Origin of the sequence: Microbacterium sp. NPDC058269, from assembly GCF_042881445.1 — a bacterium.
Taxonomy (GTDB): Bacteria; Actinomycetota; Actinomycetes; order Actinomycetales; family Microbacteriaceae; genus Microbacterium.
Map to the genome: position 1 here is coordinate 309600 of NZ_JBHVXT010000003.1, position 19968 is coordinate 329567.

At 66.7% G+C, this 19968-nt stretch carries 18 protein-coding genes; 11 read left to right on the forward strand and 7 right to left on the reverse strand.

Going from position 1 to position 19968, the window contains the following annotated elements; all coding sequences use genetic code 11:
- Nucleotides 1–171: 171 nt before the first annotated feature.
- The 3 genes from smc to ACFVWL_RS15075 are packed head-to-tail and all read left to right on the forward strand — an operon-like array spanning nucleotide 172 to nucleotide 5195.
- Nucleotides 172–3720, forward strand: coding sequence for a chromosome segregation protein SMC (gene smc / locus ACFVWL_RS15065; RefSeq protein WP_387184370.1), 3549 nt, complete (start codon nucleotides 172–174; stop codon nucleotides 3718–3720).
- A 57-nt stretch (nucleotides 3721–3777) separates the two neighbouring features.
- On the forward strand, nucleotides 3778–4650 hold the full coding sequence (gene ftsY, locus ACFVWL_RS15070; RefSeq protein WP_387184371.1) for a signal recognition particle-docking protein FtsY: 873 nt from the start codon (nucleotides 3778–3780) through the stop codon (nucleotides 4648–4650).
- Between the two features lie 44 nt (nucleotides 4651–4694).
- Nucleotides 4695–5195 carry a DUF2004 domain-containing protein gene (locus ACFVWL_RS15075; RefSeq protein WP_017830742.1) on the forward strand — a complete coding sequence of 167 codons (501 nt, stop codon included), beginning with the start codon at nucleotides 4695–4697 and terminating at the stop codon, nucleotides 5193–5195.
- 36 nt (nucleotides 5196–5231) lie between these two features.
- Here the strand turns inward: ACFVWL_RS15075 and lipA are convergent, their stop codons facing one another.
- Nucleotides 5232–6221 carry a lipoyl synthase gene (lipA, locus tag ACFVWL_RS15080; protein WP_387184375.1) on the reverse strand — a complete coding sequence of 330 codons (990 nt, stop codon included), beginning with the start codon at nucleotides 6219–6221 and terminating at the stop codon, nucleotides 5232–5234.
- Nucleotides 6218–6871: a lipoyl(octanoyl) transferase LipB gene (lipB, locus tag ACFVWL_RS15085; RefSeq protein ID WP_387184378.1), complete on the reverse strand. Its 654-nt coding sequence runs from the start codon at nucleotides 6869–6871 to the stop codon at nucleotides 6218–6220. The genes lipA and lipB overlap by 4 nt, the downstream gene beginning before the upstream one ends.
- Nucleotides 6872–6970: 99 nt before the next feature.
- Between lipB and ACFVWL_RS15090 the strand changes: the two genes are divergently transcribed.
- Entirely contained in the window at nucleotides 6971–7555 is a 585-nt protein-coding gene (locus ACFVWL_RS15090; protein ID WP_387184381.1) for a TetR/AcrR family transcriptional regulator, read from the forward strand.
- Between the two features lie 51 nt (nucleotides 7556–7606).
- A complete protein-coding gene (gene ffh, locus ACFVWL_RS15095) occupies nucleotides 7607–9166 on the forward strand; it encodes a signal recognition particle protein (protein WP_387184384.1) in 1560 nt (519 codons plus the stop codon).
- 6 nt (nucleotides 9167–9172) lie between these two features.
- Here the strand turns inward: ffh and ACFVWL_RS15100 are convergent, their stop codons facing one another.
- On the reverse strand, nucleotides 9173–10087 hold the full coding sequence (locus ACFVWL_RS15100; protein WP_387184387.1) for an EamA family transporter: 915 nt from the start codon (nucleotides 10085–10087) through the stop codon (nucleotides 9173–9175).
- Between the two features lie 78 nt (nucleotides 10088–10165).
- On the opposite strand from ACFVWL_RS15100, the gene ACFVWL_RS15105 reads away from it, so the two are divergent.
- Together ACFVWL_RS15105 and ACFVWL_RS15110 are read left to right on the forward strand one after the other, a co-directional pair.
- Nucleotides 10166–11050 (forward strand): LysR family transcriptional regulator, encoded by an 885-nt coding sequence (locus ACFVWL_RS15105; protein ID WP_387184390.1) that lies wholly within the window; start codon nucleotides 10166–10168, stop codon nucleotides 11048–11050.
- A gap of 87 nt (nucleotides 11051–11137) precedes the next feature.
- Complete coding sequence (locus ACFVWL_RS15110; RefSeq protein ID WP_387184393.1) at nucleotides 11138–12055, forward strand: hypothetical protein; 918 nt, start codon at nucleotides 11138–11140, stop codon at nucleotides 12053–12055.
- Between the two features lie 79 nt (nucleotides 12056–12134).
- Here ACFVWL_RS15110 and glpK read toward each other — a convergent pair whose 3' ends face one another.
- The 3 genes from glpK to ACFVWL_RS15125 form a co-directional block, all read right to left on the reverse strand.
- Complete coding sequence (gene glpK, locus ACFVWL_RS15115; RefSeq protein WP_028501984.1) at nucleotides 12135–13649, reverse strand: glycerol kinase GlpK; 1515 nt, start codon at nucleotides 13647–13649, stop codon at nucleotides 12135–12137.
- A 26-nt stretch (nucleotides 13650–13675) separates the two neighbouring features.
- Nucleotides 13676–14428, reverse strand: coding sequence for an MIP/aquaporin family protein (locus ACFVWL_RS15120; RefSeq protein ID WP_028501983.1), 753 nt, complete (start codon nucleotides 14426–14428; stop codon nucleotides 13676–13678).
- 92 nt (nucleotides 14429–14520) lie between these two features.
- A complete protein-coding gene (locus ACFVWL_RS15125; RefSeq protein ID WP_387184396.1) occupies nucleotides 14521–16230 on the reverse strand; it encodes an FAD-dependent oxidoreductase in 1710 nt (569 codons plus the stop codon).
- 103 nt (nucleotides 16231–16333) lie between these two features.
- On the opposite strand from ACFVWL_RS15125, the gene ACFVWL_RS15130 reads away from it, so the two are divergent.
- On the forward strand, nucleotides 16334–17305 hold the full coding sequence (locus ACFVWL_RS15130) for a sugar-binding transcriptional regulator (protein WP_387184398.1): 972 nt from the start codon (nucleotides 16334–16336) through the stop codon (nucleotides 17303–17305).
- Between the two features lie 18 nt (nucleotides 17306–17323).
- Here the strand turns inward: ACFVWL_RS15130 and ACFVWL_RS15135 are convergent, their stop codons facing one another.
- Nucleotides 17324–18475 (reverse strand): glutamate--cysteine ligase, encoded by a 1152-nt coding sequence (locus ACFVWL_RS15135; RefSeq protein WP_387184400.1) that lies wholly within the window; start codon nucleotides 18473–18475, stop codon nucleotides 17324–17326.
- Between the two features lie 210 nt (nucleotides 18476–18685).
- On the opposite strand from ACFVWL_RS15135, the gene rpsP reads away from it, so the two are divergent.
- The 3 genes from rpsP to rimM are packed head-to-tail and all read left to right on the forward strand — an operon-like array spanning nucleotide 18686 to nucleotide 19955.
- The gene (rpsP, locus tag ACFVWL_RS15140) at nucleotides 18686–19120 is read left to right on the forward strand and encodes a 30S ribosomal protein S16 (RefSeq protein ID WP_387184403.1); all 435 of its coding nucleotides are present in this window, start codon (nucleotides 18686–18688) and stop codon (nucleotides 19118–19120) included.
- A gap of 6 nt (nucleotides 19121–19126) precedes the next feature.
- The gene (locus ACFVWL_RS15145; protein WP_017830729.1) at nucleotides 19127–19357 is read left to right on the forward strand and encodes an RNA-binding protein; all 231 of its coding nucleotides are present in this window, start codon (nucleotides 19127–19129) and stop codon (nucleotides 19355–19357) included.
- Complete coding sequence (gene rimM, locus ACFVWL_RS15150) at nucleotides 19341–19955, forward strand: ribosome maturation factor RimM (RefSeq protein WP_387184406.1); 615 nt, start codon at nucleotides 19341–19343, stop codon at nucleotides 19953–19955. Before ACFVWL_RS15145 ends, rimM begins: the two co-directional genes overlap by 17 nt.
- The last annotated feature ends 13 nt before the right edge of the window (nucleotides 19956–19968 follow it).

The window sequence follows — 19968 nt, forward strand, 5'->3', positions numbered from 1 at the left end:
CGATCCGGAGGCCACGGTAGCGAATCCGTGCGGGCGACGTCAAGCACCTGTGCCTCCGCTCGGCGTGTCGCACGGTTTCCGAGTTCTCTCTCCGCCCGCGCGGGATGAGGCTGCAGGCCCGGAATTCCGGTAGCGTAGCCGCGTGATTCTCCCCGGACGAACGGTGCCCCCATGCATCTGAAGAGCCTGACGCTCAAGGGGTTCAAGTCGTTCGCTCAGCCGACGAGCTTCGTGTTCGAACCCGGCGTCACCTGCATCGTCGGCCCGAACGGTTCCGGCAAGTCGAACGTCGTCGACGCCCTCGCCTGGGTGATGGGCGAGCAGGGTGCGAAGACCTTGCGCGGCGGCAAGATGGAAGACGTGATCTTCGCCGGTACATCGACGCGCGGTCCGCTCGGTCGCGCCGAGGTGCAGCTCACGATCGACAACGCCGACGGAGCACTGCCGATCGAGTACGCCGAGGTCACGATCAGCCGCACGCTGTTCCGCAACGGCTCCAGCGAGTACGCGATCAACGGGGAGGGGTGCCGCCTTCTCGACGTGCAGGAGCTTCTGAGCGATTCCGGCCTGGGCCGGGAGATGCACGTGATCGTCGGCCAAGGCCGTCTTGACACGGTGCTGCAGGCGTCGCCCGAGGACCGCCGCGGATTCATCGAGGAAGCGGCCGGAATTCTCAAGCACCGTCGGCGCAAGGAGAAGACACTCCGCAAACTCGACGCGATGGAGACCAACCTCACTCGGCTGAGCGATCTCGCCGGCGAGATCCGTCGGCAGCTCAAGCCCTTGGGGCGCCAGGCCGAGATCGCTCGTGAGGCGCAGACCATCGCCGCTGTCGTGCGTGATGCGAAGGCCCGCATCTTCGCCGACGACGTCGTCGCCCTGCGCACTGCGCTTGCTGATCACACCCGCACCGAGAACGAGCGCCATACCGAGCGGCTGGTGCTTTCCGATCAGGCGGAGACGGTGCGGGCGAGCATCGCGCGACTCGAACAGGACCAGAATTCGGTCGCCGTCGATCAGGCGCGCAGCGTGGCGTTCGGACTCGAGCAAGTTCAGGAGCGGATGCGGGGGCTCTATACGCTCGCGAATCAGCGGCTCGCTCTTCTCGGTTCGGACGACGACGACGCCGCAGTCACCGCCGTCACGGTGACGCAGGCCACCATCGATGAGGCGAAGGACGAGATCGATACGATCTCCGCCGGACTCGGAGATGCTCAGGACGCAGCCGCTGCAGCAAGCCGCGAGGTGGTTCACGCCCGCGCAGAACTCGACACCCTCGACGTCGACATCGCCGAGCAGAGTGCGCTCGTTTCCGAGTACGACATGCGCTTGTCGGCTCTGCGCGGTACTGCCGACGCCGCAGCTTCGGCCCTCGCCGCTGTGCGAGGAGCGGTGCTTCGGCAGGAGAACGCGCTCGAAGCGGCGAATACGCGGAGGCGGGAAGCCGCAGAGGCGCTCGAGTCCATCGACGACGCAGAGGCTCCCGAAGGCACAGCCGTCGAGCACACGGCCGCCTACGAGAGCGCACAGCGCGCGGCCACAGCGGCGGAGTCCGAGCGCGAGACCTTGCGAGAGCGGCTGCACGCCGCCGAGCGCGAGGTCGACTCGCTGACGGCCAAGGCATCGGCGTTGAGCAGTGCGCTGGCTCTTTCCGGCGGTGCGGCGGAGATCGTCAGAGCGGGTGGCAAAGGTGTTCGGGGCCTCGTCGGCGACGCTGTGCAGGTGCGTGCCGGCTACGAGGCGGCGATCGCCGCCGTTCTCGGCCCGCTCGCGGAGGGCGTGCTCATCGACACGGCGGCCGACGCCTATGCGTTGGCAGCGGATGCGGCAGAACAGCGTAGGGGAGTGGTGGACTTCGTCATCGCGGACGCTCTGCGGCCGGATATGGCGCTCCCGGCGATAGCGGGGGTCACACCAGCCGTGGACACGGTGACGGCTCCCGACGGTGTGCTCGGAGTGCTGTCGCATGTCCTGATCGCCGACCACCTGGATTCTGCGCGCGCCGCGCGGACTGCACTTGACGTCGCCGGTGACACTGCGACGACCATCGTCACGGTCGGCGGCGACGTGATCACGGCGCAGACCCTTCGGACGGGCTCCGGCGGCGAACGCTCTCGTCTGGAGCTCGCGGCGGAACGGGATGCCGCAGCCGAGCGGCTCACCGAGATCCAGATCGTCGTCGACTCGCTCCGAGAGGCTCGCGAGGACGCCAACGAGGCGGTCGAGACGACGAGACGTCAGGCCAAGGAGGCGCTGCGGGCGCTCCGCGAACACGACGCCGCTCTCGCCACGCACGCAGAGCAACTCAACCGGGTCACGGTGCGCCACGAATCCGCCGTCGCCGAGTGCGAGCGCCTCGAGACGGGTCTCGCACAGGCGCAGTCGGCCGTCTCCGAGGCCGAGTCCAAAGCCGAAGCCGCGAAGACGGCACTCGACGATGCGATCGCTGCGCCGAGGCCCGTGCTCGACGCCTCAGCGCGAGACGGATTGCTCGAGGCCCTCGAGCTTGCTCGCGAGGGCGAGGTGCGTGCCCGGCTCGAGATCGAGACGCTGCGCGAGCGTGTTCGCGCAGCGCAGTCGAGGGTCGCCAGCCTGGAGCGTCAACGCGAGCATGAGCGAGACGCCGCGGTTGAGGCCGCACGTCGAGCGGTCATCCGCCGCGGCCAGCGCGAGGCGGCCTCAGGGGTGGCCGAAGAACTTCCGCGCATCCTCGATTCGCTGGATCGGTCGGTCACCGAAGCGCGTCTCGCGCTGAAAGAGGCCGAGGCTGCGCGTTCTGCGCAGAACCAGGAACTCGTCGGCCTCCGTGCGCAGGAGAGCTCTCTTCGGGAGCGACTCGCCGGGCTCACGGAGAGCGTGCACGGACTCGAGCTGCAGATTCACGAGAAGAAGCTCCACCTGAACAGTCTGCTCGAGCGTGTTTCGTCGGAGCTGGCTTTGGACGAAGATATTCTCATTGCGGAATATGGTCCGGACCAGCTTGTTCCCCGCGACCCGGGTACGGTGCCCGCTGAAGCCGATCATGGGGCGGACGATACTGCGATCCCGTTCGACCGCCGCATCCAGCAGCGTCGTCTCGCCGAAGCCGAGCGCAAGCTGGCGCAGCTCGGTCGGGTGAATCCCTTGGCGCTGGAGGAGTTCGCCGCTCTGGAGCAGAGGCATGCCTTCCTCACGGAGCAGCTGGCTGACCTCACCCAGACGCGGCAGGACCTCCTGACGATCATCACGGATCTCGACGAGCGCATGCAGACGATCTTCGCGAGTGCCTTCGAGGACACGAGGGAGGCTTTCGGTCAGGTCTTCCCCCTGCTGTTCCCCGGTGGCACAGGCAGTATCTCGCTCACGGATCCCGACAACATGCTCACAACCGGCATCGAGGTGTCCGTCCGCCCCGTGGGGAAGAAGATCGAGCGCCTGTCCCTCCTCTCCGGTGGGGAGCGGTCGTTGGCGGCCGTCGCGCTCCTCGTCGCGATCTTCAAGGCGCGGCCGAGTCCGTTCTACATCCTGGACGAGGTGGAGGCTGCGCTGGATGACGCGAACCTCGGCCGTCTGCTCACCGTCTTCGAGCAGCTGAGGGAGAGCTCGCAGCTGCTCGTGATCACGCACCAGAAGCGCACGATGGAGATCGCCGACGCGCTGTACGGCGTCTCGATGCGCCAGGACGGGGTGTCCGCCGTCGTCGGCCAGCGGGTCGGAGATCGTGCCGCGGCCACCGTCTGAGCGGATGTGCCCGCCGCGCACGCGGTTCATCGCCTGCGCAACCCGTAGGCTGGAGTGATGGCGGAGAAGTCCTGGTCTCTTGGTCGCGCACTGCGCGGCATGTTCGTCAAGCCCACCATCGATGAGACGACCTGGGAGGACCTCGAGACGGCTCTGCTCACAGCCGACTTCGGCCCCGACATCAGCGAGCGCGTCGTCGACGAGCTGCGTGAGAAGGTCGAGAGGTACCGCACCACGGATCCCAAGGATCTCCAGCGCATGCTGCGGGAAACCCTGGAGGAGCACTTCGCGAAGTTCGACACGACACTGAAGCTCACCGAGCGTCCGGCCGTGGTCCTCGTCGTCGGTGTCAACGGCGTCGGCAAGACGACCACCATCGGCAAGTTCACCAAGTTCCTTCGCGGCTATCAGCGCAGCGTCGTCGTCGGCGCGGCCGACACGTTCCGTGCGGCGGCGGTCGACCAGCTGGCCACCTGGGCGCAGCGCGGCGGCGCCGCGATCGTGCGCCCACAGCAGGAGGGACAGGATCCCGCATCCGTCGCCTTCCAGACGGTCGAGTACGCGAAGCGCGAGGGCATCGAGATCGCCATCATCGACACGGCCGGGCGCCTGCACACCAAGGGCGGCCTCATGGACGAGCTGTCGAAGGTCAGGCGCGTGATCGAGAAGCAGGCGCCGATCAGCGAAGTGCTGCTCGTGCTCGATGCCACCACGGGTCAGAACGGCGTGATGCAGGCCGAGGCCTTCCTCGAACACGCCGGCGTCACTGGGTTGGTCCTCACCAAGCTCGACGGCTCCGCCAAGGGCGGGTTCGTGTTGGCGGTCCAGGAGCGGACCGGTATCCCCGTCAAGTTGCTCGGACAGGGCGAGGGGATCGACGATCTGACCGGTTTCACCCCCCATGTGTTCGTCCAGTCGTTGGTCGGTTGATGACGGGACTACCGCAGTGAGCACGAGGCTGGTTTCATAGCGTTATGGCGATCGAACACGATTACTTCGGACTCCTGTCCTCGGGCCCCGACGGCTCGATCTTCTGGTCGGAGACCGTTGAGCTCGGCGATCAGAGCGTCACCGTGGATCTGACCGCGCCGGATCAGGACGACGTGTCTGCCGACGCGCTCGACATCGCCGCATCCTTGATCGCGGGCCTCGAAAGCGTCGACGACACCGCCAGACGCGGGATGCTCGCAGAGGTCGACGACCGCACCAGCGAAGTGACCGAGTACATCCTTCAGCAGCAGGAGACGTACGGCGACGATCTGCCGGACGTGCTGGTCGATGTGTCGGGTGATGCCGCCGTGGACATCATCCGCTCGCTCCGGCTGATGAGCATGACGATCCTCGCTGACGAGCACGGCGGGTCGGAGCCCTTCGCCGTGCTCGAGTACGCGCTTGACGACAGCTCCACAGACGACGTGCTGCTCGTGAACCTCGGCTCGGACGGCAGCGTGCAGTCCGTCATGAGCGCCGACTGAGCTGCCGCCCCGGCCGAGCCCGGGACGGCGACCACGTCACACGGCCTGCGCGAAGCCGAGGTCTGCGCTGTCGGCGATGTGCGAGAGGTGAGCGGGAATCTCGCGACCCTTCGACGCCATCGACTGCGCCCACAGCCGTCCCGCCCGGTAGGAGGATCGCACCAGCGGACCGGCGAGGACGCCGAGGAAGCCGATGCGCTCGGCCTCTTCCTTGAACTCCACGAACTCCGCCGGCTTCACCCATCGGGAGACCGGGAGGTGCCGAGGTGACGGGCGCAGGTACTGCGTGATCGTGATGATGTCGCACCCGGCGTCGTGCAGGTCCTGAAGTGCCTGGATGACCTCCTCAGGCTCCTCGCCCATCCCGAGGATGAGGTTCGACTTCGTGATCAATCCGGCGTCGCGGGCCTGGGTGAGGACGTTCAGTGAGCGCTCGTACCGGAACGCCGGTCGGATGCGCTTGAAGATGCGGGGCACGGTCTCCACGTTGTGCGCGAACACCTCGGGACGGGCATCGAAGATCTGCCCCAGGAACGCGGGATCGGCGTTGTGTTCGTTCGCCAGCAGTTCGACGCCGGTGTTCGGGTTGAGCTCATGGATCTTTCGGACGGTCTCGGCGTTCAGCCACGCTCCCGTGTCGGGCAGGTCATCGCGTGCCACGCTGGTCACGGTCGCGTAGCGCAGGTTCATCCGGACGACGCTCTCTGCGACACGGCGCGGTTCGTCGGTGTCGTAGTCGGCGGGCTTTCCCGTGTCGATCTGGCAGAAGTCGCACCGGCGTGTGCACTGAGAGCCGCCGATGAGGAACGTCGCCTCCCGGTCCTCCCAGCACTCGTAGATGTTGGGGCAGCCGGCCTCCTGGCACACGGTGTGGAGGTCCTCGCTCTTCACGAGGGAGTGCAGGGCCGTGTATTCGGGGCCCATCTTCGCCTTGGTCTTGATCCACTCCGGCTTGCGCTCGATGGGCGTCTCGGCGTTGCGGATCTCGAGGCGGAGGAGCTTGCGGCCCTCGGGTGCGGCGGTCATGCGTGGGCTCCAGACAGTTCGGTGGGCGAATACTCGACGAGGAAGGCGCGGCTCACCGCGTCGACGAGGTCGAGCGGGGAGACCGCGGACCCCACGACCTCGCTCACGGTCGTGACGCCGGCGTCGGTGATGCCGCATGGAATGATGCCGCGGAACCCCGCCAGCGAGTTGTCGCAGTTGATCGCGAAGCCGTGCATCGTCACGCCCTGCTGCACACGCACGCCGATGGCCGCCACCTTGTCTTCGGAGAGCGGGCGGCGTACCCAGACCCCGCTGCGACCATCCACCTGGTAGCCGACGACGCCGAACGGGCGCAGGACGTCGATCAGCAGGCGCTCGAGCCGACGCACATGTGCGACGACGTCGATGGGCTCGACGAGGCGCACGATCGGATACCCCACCAACTGTCCGGGGCCGTGCCAGGTGATCTTGCCACCGCGATCGACGTCGACCACGGGTGTGCCGTCCTGCGGACGCTCCTGCGGTTCGGTGCGCTTCCCCGCGGTGTACACGGCCTCGTGCTCGAGGAGGATGAGGGTGTCCGGACGTGTCCCATCGACGACGTCGGCATGGATGCTGCGCTGAAGCTCCCACCCGTCGACGTACGGTACGGGTGTCGGAGAGAACCCGGGGGTGAGGATCTCGAGCATCACAAAGCCGCCTTCGTTGCGTAAATGGACTGAGAGCAACAATACCCTTTCGAACGGCTCGCGGCACTCGCGGCCTGCGCCTCGCGGTAGCGTGAGGGCATGAGTTCCACAGGCAGGGCGGGGCGCCCCAAGGTGTCGTCGCGGGAGACCCTCGCCGAGGCTGCCTGTGAGCTCTTCCTGGAACGCGGATACGATGCGACGTCTGTGGCCGACATCACACAGCGCGCAGGAGTGAGCCGTTCGAGCTTCTTCAACTACTTCGCGTCGAAGAGTGACGTGCTGTGGTCGGGCGTCGATGAACGCATCGGCCAGGCAGTCAGGTCCCTCGAACAGCTTGCGGGATCGGCGACAGGAGAATCGGTCCGCGACATCCTTCTGCTGATCGTGCGTGACTTCGCGCCGGATCCTCTCGCTCTGGCTCTTCGCAATGCCGCGGCGATGGGTCTGGAGGACGAACTCGTCCGTGACACCGGGCTTCGCCTCGCCCGCTTGTCCTCCGCGGTATCGCGTGCGGCATCCGCCGCGGGGGTCGACGTCATCCGCGCCGACATCCTCGGTGCGGCGCACGCGGCGGCAGTGCTGTCGTCTCTGCGGGTCTGGGCGGAACAGGGGGCCGGTCAGGGGGCGCCCGAGACGGTCCTGCGTCAAGCACTGGGGACGATCCATGACCTGCCCTGGTCCTGAGTACGCACGGCGCTGAGCAACCCGTCTCCGCTCGCGTAGAATCAGAGCACCATGGCTACATTTGGCACGCTCTCCGATCGGCTCACCGAGACCTTCCGCAATCTGCGCACGAAGGGAAAGCTCACTGCGGCCGACGTCGACGGCACCGTGCGCGAGATCCGTCGTGCCCTGCTCGACGCCGACGTCGCGCTCGTTGTCGTCAAGGAATTCACGGCGAAGGTCCGCGAACGCGCCCTCGGCGACGAAGTCAACAAGGCGCTGAACCCCGCCCAGCAGGTCGTTCAGATCGTCAACGAGGAACTCGTGCAGATCCTCGGTGGCGAGCAGCGCCGTCTGCAGTTCGCCAAGACGGCACCGACAGTCATCATGCTCGCGGGTCTGCAGGGCTCCGGAAAGACCACCTTCGCGGGAAAGCTCGCCAAGCAGCTCGAGGGCGAGGGGCATACGCCTCTGCTCGTCGCCGCCGACCTTCAGCGCCCGAACGCGGTCAACCAGCTCCAGGTGGTCGCAGAGCAGGCCGGGGCTTCGGTCTACGCTCCTGAGCCGGGAAACGGGGTCGGCGACCCCGTGAAAGTCTCGCGTGACGGCGTCGAATACGCCCGCCGGCAGCAGCACGACGTCGTCATCATCGACACCGCCGGCCGCCTCGGCGTCGATGCCGAGCTCATGAAGCAGGCCGCAGACATCCGCAAGGCAGTGAACCCCGACGAGGTCCTGTTCGTCATCGACGCGATGATCGGTCAGGACGCCGTGAACACCGCCAGGGCGTTCCAGGAGGGAGTCGACTTCACGGGAGTGGTGCTGTCGAAGCTCGACGGTGATGCCCGCGGTGGTGCGGCGCTCTCGGTGGCGTCCGTGACGGGTCGTCCGATCATCTTCGCCTCGACGGGTGAGCGCCTCGAGGACCTCGAGCCCTTCCACCCCGACCGCATGGCGAGCCGCATCCTCGACCTCGGTGACATCCTGACCCTCATCGAGCAGGCTCAGCAGGCCTTCGACGAGGAAGAGGCCATGAAGATGGCCGAGAAGCTCGCGACAGAGGCCTTCACCCTCGAAGACTTCCTCGACCAGCTTCAGCAGATGAAGAAGATGGGCTCGATGAAGAAGATGCTCGGGATGCTCCCGGGCATGGGGCAGATGAAGCAGCAGCTCGACGACTTCGACGAGCGCGAGATCGACCGCACCGAGGCCATCATCCGTTCGATGACACCGGGGGAGCGACGCAATCCCAAGGTTCTGAACGGCTCGCGTCGTCTGCGCATCGCGCGCGGATCGGGGATGACCGTCACGGATGTGAACCAGCTCGTGCAGCGCTTCGAGCAGGCGGCGAAGATGATGAAGACGGTCGCTCGCGGCGGCACTCCGAACATTCCCGGCATGGGGCCTGTGCCGGGCATGGGGCGTCCTGGCGCGTCTTCGAAGCGTGGAAAGAAGGGCAAGTCGTCCGGCGGCTCCCGCTCGGGAAACCCTGCGAAGCGAGCGGCCGAGAACGCCGGCATCGCATCGTCCGCGACGCCGACCGGCTCCGGGTTCGGTCTCGGCGGCGGCGCTGCTCAGGCTCCGAGCGAGGCCGAACTCGCCGAGATCCAGAAGCTCTTCGGCAAGAGCTGAGCGCCCTCAGCGTGGAGTCGTGAGCGCATGCGCGACCGTCACCTCCGCACGAGCGTCTGAGAAGGATTTCGGACGCGCGACGAGTTGCCCCAGAACGAGCGCGCCGAGCGTGAGGATGAATCCGACAGCCTGGAGTGGGGTGAACCGCTCGCCGGCGATCACGAGCCCCAGCACCGTCGCGACGATGGGGGACAGGAGCGCGAGGAGTCCGGGCGCGATGACCGGCAGCTGCTGGATCCCGCGGAACCAGAGCGTGTAGGCGACGATCCCGCCAGCGGTGGCGAGCCACAGATATCCGAGAGCGGCGCCACCGTCGATGGTCTGCGGCACGCCCTCGACGATCAGGGTGAGAGGCAGGAGCAGCAATCCGCCCGCACTGAGCTGCCAGCCTGCATAAGCGACGGGACCCACGCCGACCGGCCGGCCCAAGCGCTTGGTCAGGATCATCCCCACTCCGGTCGCCGTGACACCGCCGAGGGCGGCGAGAATACCCCAGAGATCGAGCTCGGCCGCGGGACCGAGGACGACCAGCGTGACGCCGCCCGCGCCCACCACGGCCGCGGTGGCAGTGATCGGCCGGATGCGCTCGTGGAGGACGAGCGCTCCGAGCGCCAGGACGATGAGCGGCTGCGCTCCGGCGACGGCTGCGGCGACGCCACCCGGAAGCCTTTCGGCGGCGAGGAACAGCAGCGGGAAGAACGCGCCGATGTTGAGCGCGCCCAGGACGAACGACTTCCACCACCAGGAGCCGTGCGGGAGCCGCCGACTGATGGCGACCGCGAGGAGACCGGCCGGGAGTGAGCGGAGCAGACCGGCGAACAGCGGATGCCCGGCGGGGAGCAGCTCCGTGGTCACGAGGTAGGTGGTGCCCCAGGCGATGGGAGCGAGAGCGGTTGTCATCACCAGCGTCAGGCGGTTCATCCTTCCAGCGTGCGTCCGGGCGGTCCATGAGTCCAACGCATGGTTGTCACGAGAGCCATGACGTTGCATCATGGATGAATGGAACTCCAGCAGCTCCGGTACGTCGTGGAAGTGGCCGACACCCTGAGCTTCACCCGGGCAGCCGAACGGTGCTTCGTCACCCAGTCCGCGTTGAGTCACCAGATCGCCTCCCTCGAGCGCGAGATCGGGCGCCGTCTGTTCGTGCGGTCGAGCCGTAGCGTCCGCCTGAGCGAGGCCGGCCAGGCGTTCGTCGAGCATGCGCGTATCGCGCTTCGCGCAGCGGAGCGGGCGAAGGAAGATGCCGCCGCCGTCGATGGCGTCGTCGAGGGAACGCTACGGATGGGCGTGATTCCGACGGTGACCGCCATCGACGTCCCCGCGGTGCTCGTCGCCTATCGTGCGGCGCACCCACGCGTGAGAGTCGAACTCCAAGTAGGCAACAGCGACGTCCTGACACGCAGGCTCCGAAAGGATGAGCTCGACATCGCCCTGCTCGGCCTGCGCGATGGGGTGGATCCGGTCGGTGTGGCATCGCGCGCACTCTCGCGGGAGCGACTCGTCGCCGTCTTCCCTCAGAGACACGAGCTCGCGCTCAGGAACAGCATCGAACTGGAGGACATCGCCGGGATGACCTTCGCGGACTTCCCCGCGGCGACCTCGGGACGCGCGCAGAGCGACGCGGCGTTCGCGGCTGCGGGTTTGACACGGGATGTCGCTTTCGAGGCCGACTCCGCGACGCTCATCCTCGGGTTGGTGGAGTCCGGGCTGGCTGTGTCGCTGCTGGCGCCGGGAACCGTCGAGCGCTCCGGGTTCGAGGTGGCCACGGCGGATGTGCGCGACGGTCCTGTGCGTGTCGAGTATCTCGCCTGGGATATCGCCGCCCCGCGGAACGTCGCTCGGGCGTTCGTCGCCGTCATGGAAGCCGCCGACCTCGTGACGTGACCCCCGTTCGTGCTGCGCTAGCCTGAGTCCGTTTGAGCCCGCGCTGAAGAGGTTCTTCGGGCGGTGACCATCGGAGGAGAGTGCTGCGTGGGGTTTCTGAATTTCGGCAAGAAGTCGAAAGAGTCACAGCCCGATCCCGACCTTGAAGACCTCACCGTGCGAGAAGCCGCGCTCGTGCGATCTCTGTTCGCGTCGAAGTGGCCTGAGGCAGAGGGGGCGATCACCATGCACGGCGACTACGCCGAGGGAGCATCCGGGGCGCAGTACGGGCTCTACAACCTCGCCCGCGCTGTGAAACTCAAGCCGGAGTCGGACTGGCCCGAGGTTGTCGAACGCCATATCTCGGGGCTGCTCAGCCGTCAGTCCGCACCTCGGGATGAGGACCTCGCCGATGACGAGATCCTCTCGCTGGTCAAAGCGCGCCTCATCCCTTCGGCGTACCTTCCGGAGACCCAACGCGAATCGTTCACCTACCGCCGCGCGATCGTGGACGGCCTCGAGGTGATCCTCATGCTGGATCATCCCGAGATCACGAGCGCCGTTCCTGACTCGATCGTCGACCGGTTCGATGCCGAACAGCTGTGGGCGGCCGCCCTCGCGGCAGTGTCGACCGAGCCGATCGACGAGATCCACACCCTCGACACGGGCAACGGAGCTTTCCAGGCGATCGTCTCGGACTCGATGTTCACGGCGAGTCGCGTACTCGACATTCCCGGCCTTCTGACGGCCGCCGGCGTCTCTTCTGCGCCCCACGGCGTGCTCTTCGCCGTACCCTCTCGTCATCACGTGGCGTTCCACGTCATCACCGGACCGGAGGCGATATACGTCGTGCAGGACTTGCATGGATTCGCTCAGCAGATGTTCGGACAAGGCGTCGGAGAGATCTCGGCGGATGTCTTCTACTGGAGCGATGCCGGGTACGAGCAGGTGACGTCGAGCGATGAGAGCGGACGGATCGCCGTCGACGGCACCGGCGCGTTCTTCGCCTCGATCAACGGATTCTGACGGTCCGACGCTTCTTCCGGTGGGACGGAGAAGCGGGTCCGGAGCAAGAGCTCCGGACCCGCTTCGTCTTGGTGTCAGATCACTTCACGTCTTCGTCGACCCAGTCCATCGACTTGGTGACGGCCTTGCGCCACAGGCGCAGCTGACGGTCGCGTTCTCCGGCTTCCATCGACGGCTCCCAGCGCTTGTCCTCCTGCCAGTTGGCAGAAAGGTCATCGAGGCCGTTCCAGAACCCGACTGCGAGTCCCGCAGCGTAGGCCGCGCCGAGCGCGGTGGTCTCCGCGACCACCGGACGCACGACCGGAACCCCGAGGACGTCAGCCTGGAACTGCATGAGCGCATCGTTGGCGACCATGCCGCCGTCGACCTTGAGCTCGGTCAGGTCCACACCGGCGTCCGCGTTGACCGCATCGAGCACGTCGCGCGTCTGGAAGGCCACGGCTTCGAGAGCTGCACGCGCGATGTGGTTCTTGTTGGCGTAGCGCGTGAGACCGACGATCGCCCCACGGGCGTCCGGGCGCCAGTACGGCGCGAACAGGCCGGAGAACGCCGGGACGATGTACACGCCGCCGTTGTCGTCGACCTTGTCCGCCAGCTCCTCGACCTCGGGTGCGGAGGAGATGATGCCGAGCTGGTCACGCAGCCACTGGATCAGGGATCCGGTGACCGCGATCGAACCCTCGAGCGCGTAGTGGGTCGGGCCGTCGCCGAGCTTGTACCCGACGGTGGTCAGCAGCCCGTTCTTCGAGTGGACGATCTCCTCGCCCGTGTTGAAGATCAGGAAGCAGCCGGTGCCGTAGGTGTTCTTGCTCTCACCCTTCTGGAAGGCAGCCTGACCGAACGTCGCGGCCTGCTGATCGCCCAGGATGCCGGCGATCGGCGTCTCTCGCAACAGAGAGGAGTCCTCCGCCGCGCCGTACACCTCGGAGGACGAACGGATCTCCGGCATCATCGAGCGCGGCACGCCGAACGCCTCGAGGATGTCGTCGCGCCATTCGAGCGTCTCGAGGTCCATGAACATCGTGCGCGAGGCGTTGGTGACGTCGGTCACGTGTACACCGCCATCGGCGCCGCCCGTCAGGTTCCAGAGCACCCAGCTGTCGGTGGTGCCGAAGATGAGGTCTCCGGCTTCCGCCTTCTCGCGAGCGCCGTCGACGTTCTCCAGGATCCAGGCGATCTTGGTGCCCGAGAAGTAGGTCGCGAGCGGGAGACCGACGACCGGCTTGAACCTCTCGACGCCACCATCAGCAGCGAGGCGATCGACGATGTCCTGGGTGCGGGTGTCCTGCCAGACGATGGCGTTGTAGGCGGGCTTGCCGGTCTTCTTGTCCCAGACGACCGCGGTTTCGCGCTGGTTGGTGATGCCCACTGCGGCGATGTCGTGGCGGGTGAGGTCGGCGCGGCTCAGCGCCAGACCGATGACCTCCTGGACGTTGCGCCAGATCTCTGCCGCATCGTGCTCGACCCAGCCGGCCTTCGGCAGGATCTGCTCGTGCTCCTTTTGGCCCGTCGCGATGATGCTGCCCTTCTTGTCGAAGATGATCGCGCGGCTCGAAGTCGTTCCCTGGTCGATGGCGAGGATGTAGTCAGCCATTGTGTTCTCCTTTGAATTCAGGTCGTTCAGGCGAGGTGCAGCAGGACGGGAGCTGCAGCAGCGGCGATCGCACCACCGATGAGCGGACCGACCACCGGGACCCACGAGTAGGACCAGTCGCTCGAGCCCTTGCCCTTGATCGGCAGGATCGCGTGAGCGATGCGCGGACCGAGGTCACGTGCAGGGTTGATCGCGTAACCGGTCGGTCCACCGAGGGAGGCGCCGATCGCGACCACGAGGAGTGCCACAGGAAGCGCGGTGAGCGGTCCGAGGCCGCCAGGCGTTCCGACCTCGATGTCGCCGTAGTCCGCGAACGCGAGGATCACGAAGACCAGGACGAACGTGCCGATGATCTCGGTGACGAGGTTCCAGCCATAGGAGCGGATCGCCGGGCCGGTGGAGAACACGCCGAGCTTGTTGGCGGCCTCCGGCTCCTCGTCGAAGTGCTGCTTGTATGCGAGCCACACGACGATGGCACCGATGATCGCGCCGACGAGCTCGGCCGCGGTGGCGACGAGGAACATCGGGAAATCGATCGTGCCCGAGATCAGCAGTCCGATGCCCACTGCGGGGTTGAGGATCGCGCCGGAGTATGCGGAGACGAGCACACCGGCGAAGACCGCGAGGCCCCATCCCCAGTTGACCATCAGGAAGCCGCCGCCGAAGCCCTTGTTCTTGGCGAGGGCGACGTTGGCGACGACACCACATCCGAGCAGCACCAGCATCGCTGTACCGACCAGCTCGGAGAGGAAGTAGAGACCGAGATTCACATCAGCCATGTCTTCTTTGACCTTTCTTGTGTGTCGGGGCCCCTCTGCCCCGACACTTTATGGGAGTTGCGCCGCGAGGAGGGCGGCAGTCCGAGACCCCGTCAGCCGCGGGTGCGGGACGGGATATCGAGTCCGTGTCGTTCGTTCAGCAGCTGGCGCGTCTGCTCGAGCTCGGCGTCGTGACGCGAGCGGTCCCAGCCGAGGATCGGTGCCAGGGCGTCGGCGATCTCGTCGAGCACCTCCGCATTCGCGCCACCCGTGAAGGCGATGCTGGTGCGACGGAGGACGACGTCTTCCAAGCGTGCCACCATCTCGTTCTGCACCATCCACTCGAGCTCGCGCGTCGAGAGGTCGCCGGCGGCGAGCGGCGCATCCGTCCCCTGCTCGACGTACTCCCAGACCTGCGCGGCCCGAGTGCCGTAGCGGGCGAGCAGCTGGTCGGCGCGTGCGCCCGCTCCGGGGAGGTTCTCCTGGATCCAGATGCGCTTGGCCTTCTCGGTGCGGGGGAATTCGCGTCCGCCACCGATCGCGCGGCCCACCGTGGAGACGGTCCTGCTGCGGTCGATGAGGCCGAGCACGACATCGGACAGGGACTCGCCCAGCGCGCGGAAGGTCGTCCACTTGCCGCCGACGAGGCTCACGAGCGGAACGGCACCCTTGTCGTCGACCTCGATGCGGTAATCGCGGGAGACGAACCCGGGAGCGGTGTCCTCGTGGCGCGGCAGCGGACGGATACCCGAGAACTTGTACACGATCACGTCGCGCGTGACCGGGATCGTCGGGAACACGTGGTGGATGAGATCGAAGAAGTAGTCGACCTCCTCTTCGGTGCACACCGGTACCTCGCGAGGGTCGGCGTCGATGTCGGTGGTGCCGACCAGGACGCGTCCCTTCAGCGGGTAGATCAGCACGATGCGGCCGTCGGAGTGCTCGAAGAAGATCTCGCGACCCCGGGTCGCCTCCAGCAGCTCGGGGTGGTCGAGCACGATGTGCGAGCCCTTGGTGCCGCCCATGAAGCGGGTGTCGGTGCCCAACGCATCGTTCGTCAGGTCGGTCCAGGGGCCGGACGCGTTCACGACCACGTCGGCCTGTACCGTGAACTCCGTGCCGCTCTCGCGGTCTCGGAGCACGACCTTGTCGCCGTCGCGCGCGATGGCCTCGACGTAGTTGAGGGCGTGTGCCCCGGGATGCGCCGTGCGCCCGTCCTGCAGCACGTCGAGGGCGAGACGCTCGGGATCGTGCATCGATGCGTCGTAGTAGGTGGCCGTGTACTTGATCTTGGGGTCGAGCGAGGGCAGCTCGGCGAGGGACTTCTTGCGGCCGAGGAAGCGATGCCGGGGGACCATCCCCCCGTCACGGGAGAAGGTGTCGTAGATCGTCAGACCGACCTTGATCAGGAAGGCGCCGCGTTCCTGGGGCTTGCCGCTCTTGTGCGTCAGGAACCGCAGGGGAGCGGACAGGATGCCCGAGAAGGTCGAGTAGATCGGGATGGTCGTCTGCAGCGGCTTGACGTAGTGCGGGGCGATCTTGAGAAGACCGTTGCGCTCCTCGACGGACTCGCGCACGAGTCGGAACTCGCCGTTCTCGAGGTAGCGGATCCCGCCGTGGATCATGTGGCTCGACGCGGAGGATGCACCTGAGGCGAAGTCCCCCCGCTCCACGAGCACGACATCGACGCCCTGGAGTGCCAGGTCGCGGAACGTGGAGATACCGTTGATCCCGCCACCGATGACGAGAACGCTGGTGCGCCCGGATTCACGGACGGCGCGAATCTCTGCGCGCTCCGCTGACGAGTGTGTCGAATCGATCATCGTCGACCCTCTCTTCCTTACTTGCCAACCAGCATCGACCTGTGTGGCATCCCGCGCAAGCCCACTGCACATATGTGCAAGGATCGAGGATGAGGAGGATGTCATGGTCGGCGCAAGCCCGGAATCACGCGACAGCAAGCTGATCGCGGCGCTCACCGCCGCGCAGCTCTACTACATGCAGGACAAGACCATGGAGGTCATCGCGAAAGAGCTCGGCACGTCCCGATCCTCGGTCTCGCGGCTCCTGAGCTTTGCGCGTGAGAGCGGTCTGGTCGACATCCGGATCAACTCGCCCCTGGAACGCCTCGGCATGCTCGAGCACAGGATTCGCGATCGGCATCGCGTGGCGGCGCACGTCGTGCCGATGCCCGAGATCCTCAGCGAGGTGGAGCGTCTCGAGCGAGTGGCGCTCACCGCCGGGCGTCTGCTGTCGCAGTTCGTCGACTCGAACATGGTCATCGGCGTCGCGTGGGGATCGACCATCAGCGCCGTGAGCCGTGCGCTCACGCAGAAGGAGACCCACAACACGACCTTCGTGCAGCTCAACGGCGCTGGCAACACCCAGACGACCGGCGTGGAGTACTCCAGCGACATCCTGCAGCGGTTCGGCAGTGCCTTCGGCGCGCAGGTCCAGCAGTTCCCGGTCCCGGCGTTCTTCGACGATCCCGCGACGCGCGAGGCGATGTGGCGCGAGCGAAGCACGCGACGTGTGCTCGATCTGCAGGCGAAGATGGATGTCGCCGTGTTCAGCCTCGGCTCTCCGGCCGCAGAAGTGCCGAGCCGCGTCTACGTCGGCGGCTACCTCGGACGTGACGACTACCGGAGCCTCCGCGAGGACCACGCCATCGGTGATGTCGCGACGGTGTTCTTCCGTTCCGACGGATCGTGGCGGGACATCCGTGTCAACGCGCGGGCCACGGGACCAGGCCTCGACCGGCTCCGCCGCGTTCCCCGGCGGGTGTGCGTCGTCTCCGGGATCCCGAAGCTGGTGAGCCTTCGAGCTGCACTGGCGGCCGGCCTCATCACCGATGTGGTTCTGGATGAGGGTCTCGCCAGGCGGCTCGTCGAGGACTGACCGAGGAACCCTGGCAGGCTACGGCTCCTCTGTCGAGGCTTCCGGTCCGGAGCGGAACTCGCGGATCAGGTGGTGCACGACGGCGGAGAGATCGCCGCCCGCGGCATCCGCGACAGCCAGTTGGCGCGCATAGCTCGCGCCGCCATCCAGGATCGTGGCGATGCCGCCGAACTCCCGACCGCAGCCGAGCTCGACGGCGGTCGGAGTGAGGGTTTCGAGCGTCTCTGCCAGATGCTCGCGTACGGGCCGCTGGGTGCCGGCGGCATCCACGATCACGCGCGCTTCCAGCCCGTAGCGTGCTGCTCGCCACTTGTTCTCGCGGTGGAACCACGCGGGAAGCTCGGGGAGGGTCCTGCTCTCGTCGAGCTGGCGCGAGAAGTCCTCGACGAGTACCTGCACGAGCGCGGCGACCGAGGCCAACTCCGGCAGGGTCGAGAGCCCGTCGCATGCGCGTACTTCGATGGTTCCCCAGCGAGGAGCGGGGCGGATGTCCCAGCGCACCTCCGTCGCATCGGCCATCACGCCCGTGCGCACCATGTCGTCGAGGTACGACTCGTATTGAGACCAGTCATGCAGCGGCCAGGGGAGTCCGGCTGTCGGCAGCTGCTGGAAGACGAGGGCGCGGTTGGACGCGTACCCGGTGCGCTCTCCGGCCCAGTAGGGGCTCGAGGCGGCCAGCGACTGCAGATGGGGGAGGAAGCCGGCGAGAGCGTTGATGATGGGGAACACCTTGCGCTGATCCTCGACGCCGATGTGCACGTGGATGCCCCAGATCATCATGTTGCGACCCCACCACTGGGTGCGTTCGATCAGGGTGTGGTACCGCGACTTGTCGGTGACCTGCTGGTCATACCACTGGGCGAAGGGGTGGCTTCCCGCTGACAGGAGCTCGATGCCCGCCGGATCCGTCGCCGCGCGCACGGCAGTGATGGCGTTCGCGATGTCATCGACGGCGTGGGCCACGGAGTCGCCGATGCCGCTCGTGACCTCGATCGTGTTCGTGAGCAATTCACCGGTCACCGTATGGCGTTCATCGGCGCTCTCGGCTTCGAGCGCGGCGAGCAGTTCTGGGGCACGTCCGACGAGATCACCGCTCGCGGGGTCCGCGAGCATGATCTCCCATTCGAGGCCGACGGTGGACCGGGCTGATGAGGCGAACTCGAGCTTCACCCGCACAGTCTGGCACGCGCGAAGCGCGACACGGCAACGGTCGTTTCGCCACGTTTCGCGCGTGGCGCGCGCATCTGGCAGAATAGAGGGCTGGACCACCTGCTCGACCCTCTATCCGGCAGGTGTCCACACTCATTTGAGCTTCCGCCGGGTGTGCACCCCACTCTCCAGGCGACCGGTTCGTTTCCTTCCACACAATTCAGGAGAATCGTGGCTGTCAAGATTCGTCTCAAGCGCCTGGGCAAGATCCGTGCGCCCTACTACCGCATCGTCGTCGCCGACTCGAAGACCAAGCGCGATGGTCGCGTGATCGAGGAGATCGGCAAGTACCACCCCACCGAGGAGCCCTCGTTCATCGAGGTCAACTCCGAGCGTGCGCAGTACTGGCTCTCCGTCGGCGCGCAGCCGACCGAGCAGGTCGCCGCCATCCTCAAGATCACGGGCGACTGGGGCAAGTTCAAGGGCGACGCCGACGCGAAGTCCACGCTCAAGGTCAAGGAGCCCAAGGTTCCTTTCGAGATCGATGGTTCCAAGAAGTCCGTCGTCAAGCCCAAGGTCGAGAAGAAGGCTGAGGCTCCCGCTGAGGAGGCTCCCGCCGCGGCCGACGCGGAGGCCGCTGAGGCTCCCGCAGCAGACGCAGAGTAATCCGTCGTGCTCGCCGCCGCGCTCGAACACATCGTCAAGGGGATCGTCGATCACCCGGAAGATGTCCGTATCAACGAATCCACATCGCCGCGAGGCGACCTCCTCGAGGTGCGCGTGCACCCCGATGACCGTGGACGCGTGATCGGGCGCGGCGGCCGCACCGCGAAGGCCCTTCGCACCCTCGTCAGCGCACTCGCTGACGGGCGTCGGGTCCGCGTCGATGTCGCGGACGACTGACGTGGTGGCGAAGGACCGCAACCAGGGCAAGAACCAGCTGCGTGTCGGGCGCCTCGTCAAGGCGCACGGACTCAAGGGCGGGCTCAAGCTCGAGCTGTACACCGACAATCCCGAGGGTCGTTTCACGCCCGGAGCCGGATTCACGTTGCAGGTGCCTGAGGCATCTCCGTGGCACGGCAAGGAGATCACGGTGCGCGAGTACCGCGTGATGAACGGCAATCCTGTCGTGTTCTTCGAGGACGTCGACGACCGCGACGCCGCCGACAGCCTCGTCAGGGCGATCCTGTGGATCGACCAGGATGTCGATGAGGCCGAGGACGACGCGTGGTTCGATCACCAGCTCGTCGGCCTCGGTGTCGTCCGAGACGACACCGTCATCGGGCGCGTCGTGCGCGTGGAGCATTTCCCCGCACAGGATCTCCTCATCATCAAGACCGGCGAGAACGAGGTCATGGTGCCGTTCGTCTCAGCCATCGTCCCGACCGTCGATGTCCAGGCCGGGCGCGTCATCGTGACGCCGCCGCCGGGGCTGTTCGAGGAGCTTCCGGATGCCGCGGACGCTGAGCCGTCTGGCTCGGATGCCGAAGCGGCCGAGTGACCGCTGATACGGT

Coding starts and splice junctions, on each gene's coding strand:
- smc (WP_387184370.1), top strand. CDS start 172: ATGCATCTGAAGAGCCTGACGCTCAAGGGGTTCAAGTCGTTCGCTCAG.
- ftsY (WP_387184371.1), top strand. CDS start 3,778: ATGGCGGAGAAGTCCTGGTCTCTTGGTCGCGCACTGCGCGGCATGTTC.
- ACFVWL_RS15075 (WP_017830742.1), top strand. CDS start 4,695: ATGGCGATCGAACACGATTACTTCGGACTCCTGTCCTCGGGCCCCGAC.
- lipA (WP_387184375.1), bottom strand. CDS start 6,221: ATGACCGCCGCACCCGAGGGCCGCAAGCTCCTCCGCCTCGAGATCCGC.
- lipB (WP_387184378.1), bottom strand. CDS start 6,871: ATGCTCGAGATCCTCACCCCCGGGTTCTCTCCGACACCCGTACCGTAC.
- ACFVWL_RS15090 (WP_387184381.1), top strand. CDS start 6,971: ATGAGTTCCACAGGCAGGGCGGGGCGCCCCAAGGTGTCGTCGCGGGAG.
- ffh (WP_387184384.1), top strand. CDS start 7,607: ATGGCTACATTTGGCACGCTCTCCGATCGGCTCACCGAGACCTTCCGC.
- ACFVWL_RS15100 (WP_387184387.1), bottom strand. CDS start 10,087: ATGAACCGCCTGACGCTGGTGATGACAACCGCTCTCGCTCCCATCGCC.
- ACFVWL_RS15105 (WP_387184390.1), top strand. CDS start 10,166: ATGGAACTCCAGCAGCTCCGGTACGTCGTGGAAGTGGCCGACACCCTG.
- glpK (WP_028501984.1), bottom strand. CDS start 13,649: ATGGCTGACTACATCCTCGCCATCGACCAGGGAACGACTTCGAGCCGC.
- ACFVWL_RS15120 (WP_028501983.1), bottom strand. CDS start 14,428: ATGGCTGATGTGAATCTCGGTCTCTACTTCCTCTCCGAGCTGGTCGGT.
- ACFVWL_RS15125 (WP_387184396.1), bottom strand. CDS start 16,230: ATGATCGATTCGACACACTCGTCAGCGGAGCGCGCAGAGATTCGCGCC.
- ACFVWL_RS15130 (WP_387184398.1), top strand. CDS start 16,334: ATGGTCGGCGCAAGCCCGGAATCACGCGACAGCAAGCTGATCGCGGCG.
- rimM (WP_387184406.1), top strand. CDS start 19,341: ATGTCGCGGACGACTGACGTGGTGGCGAAGGACCGCAACCAGGGCAAG.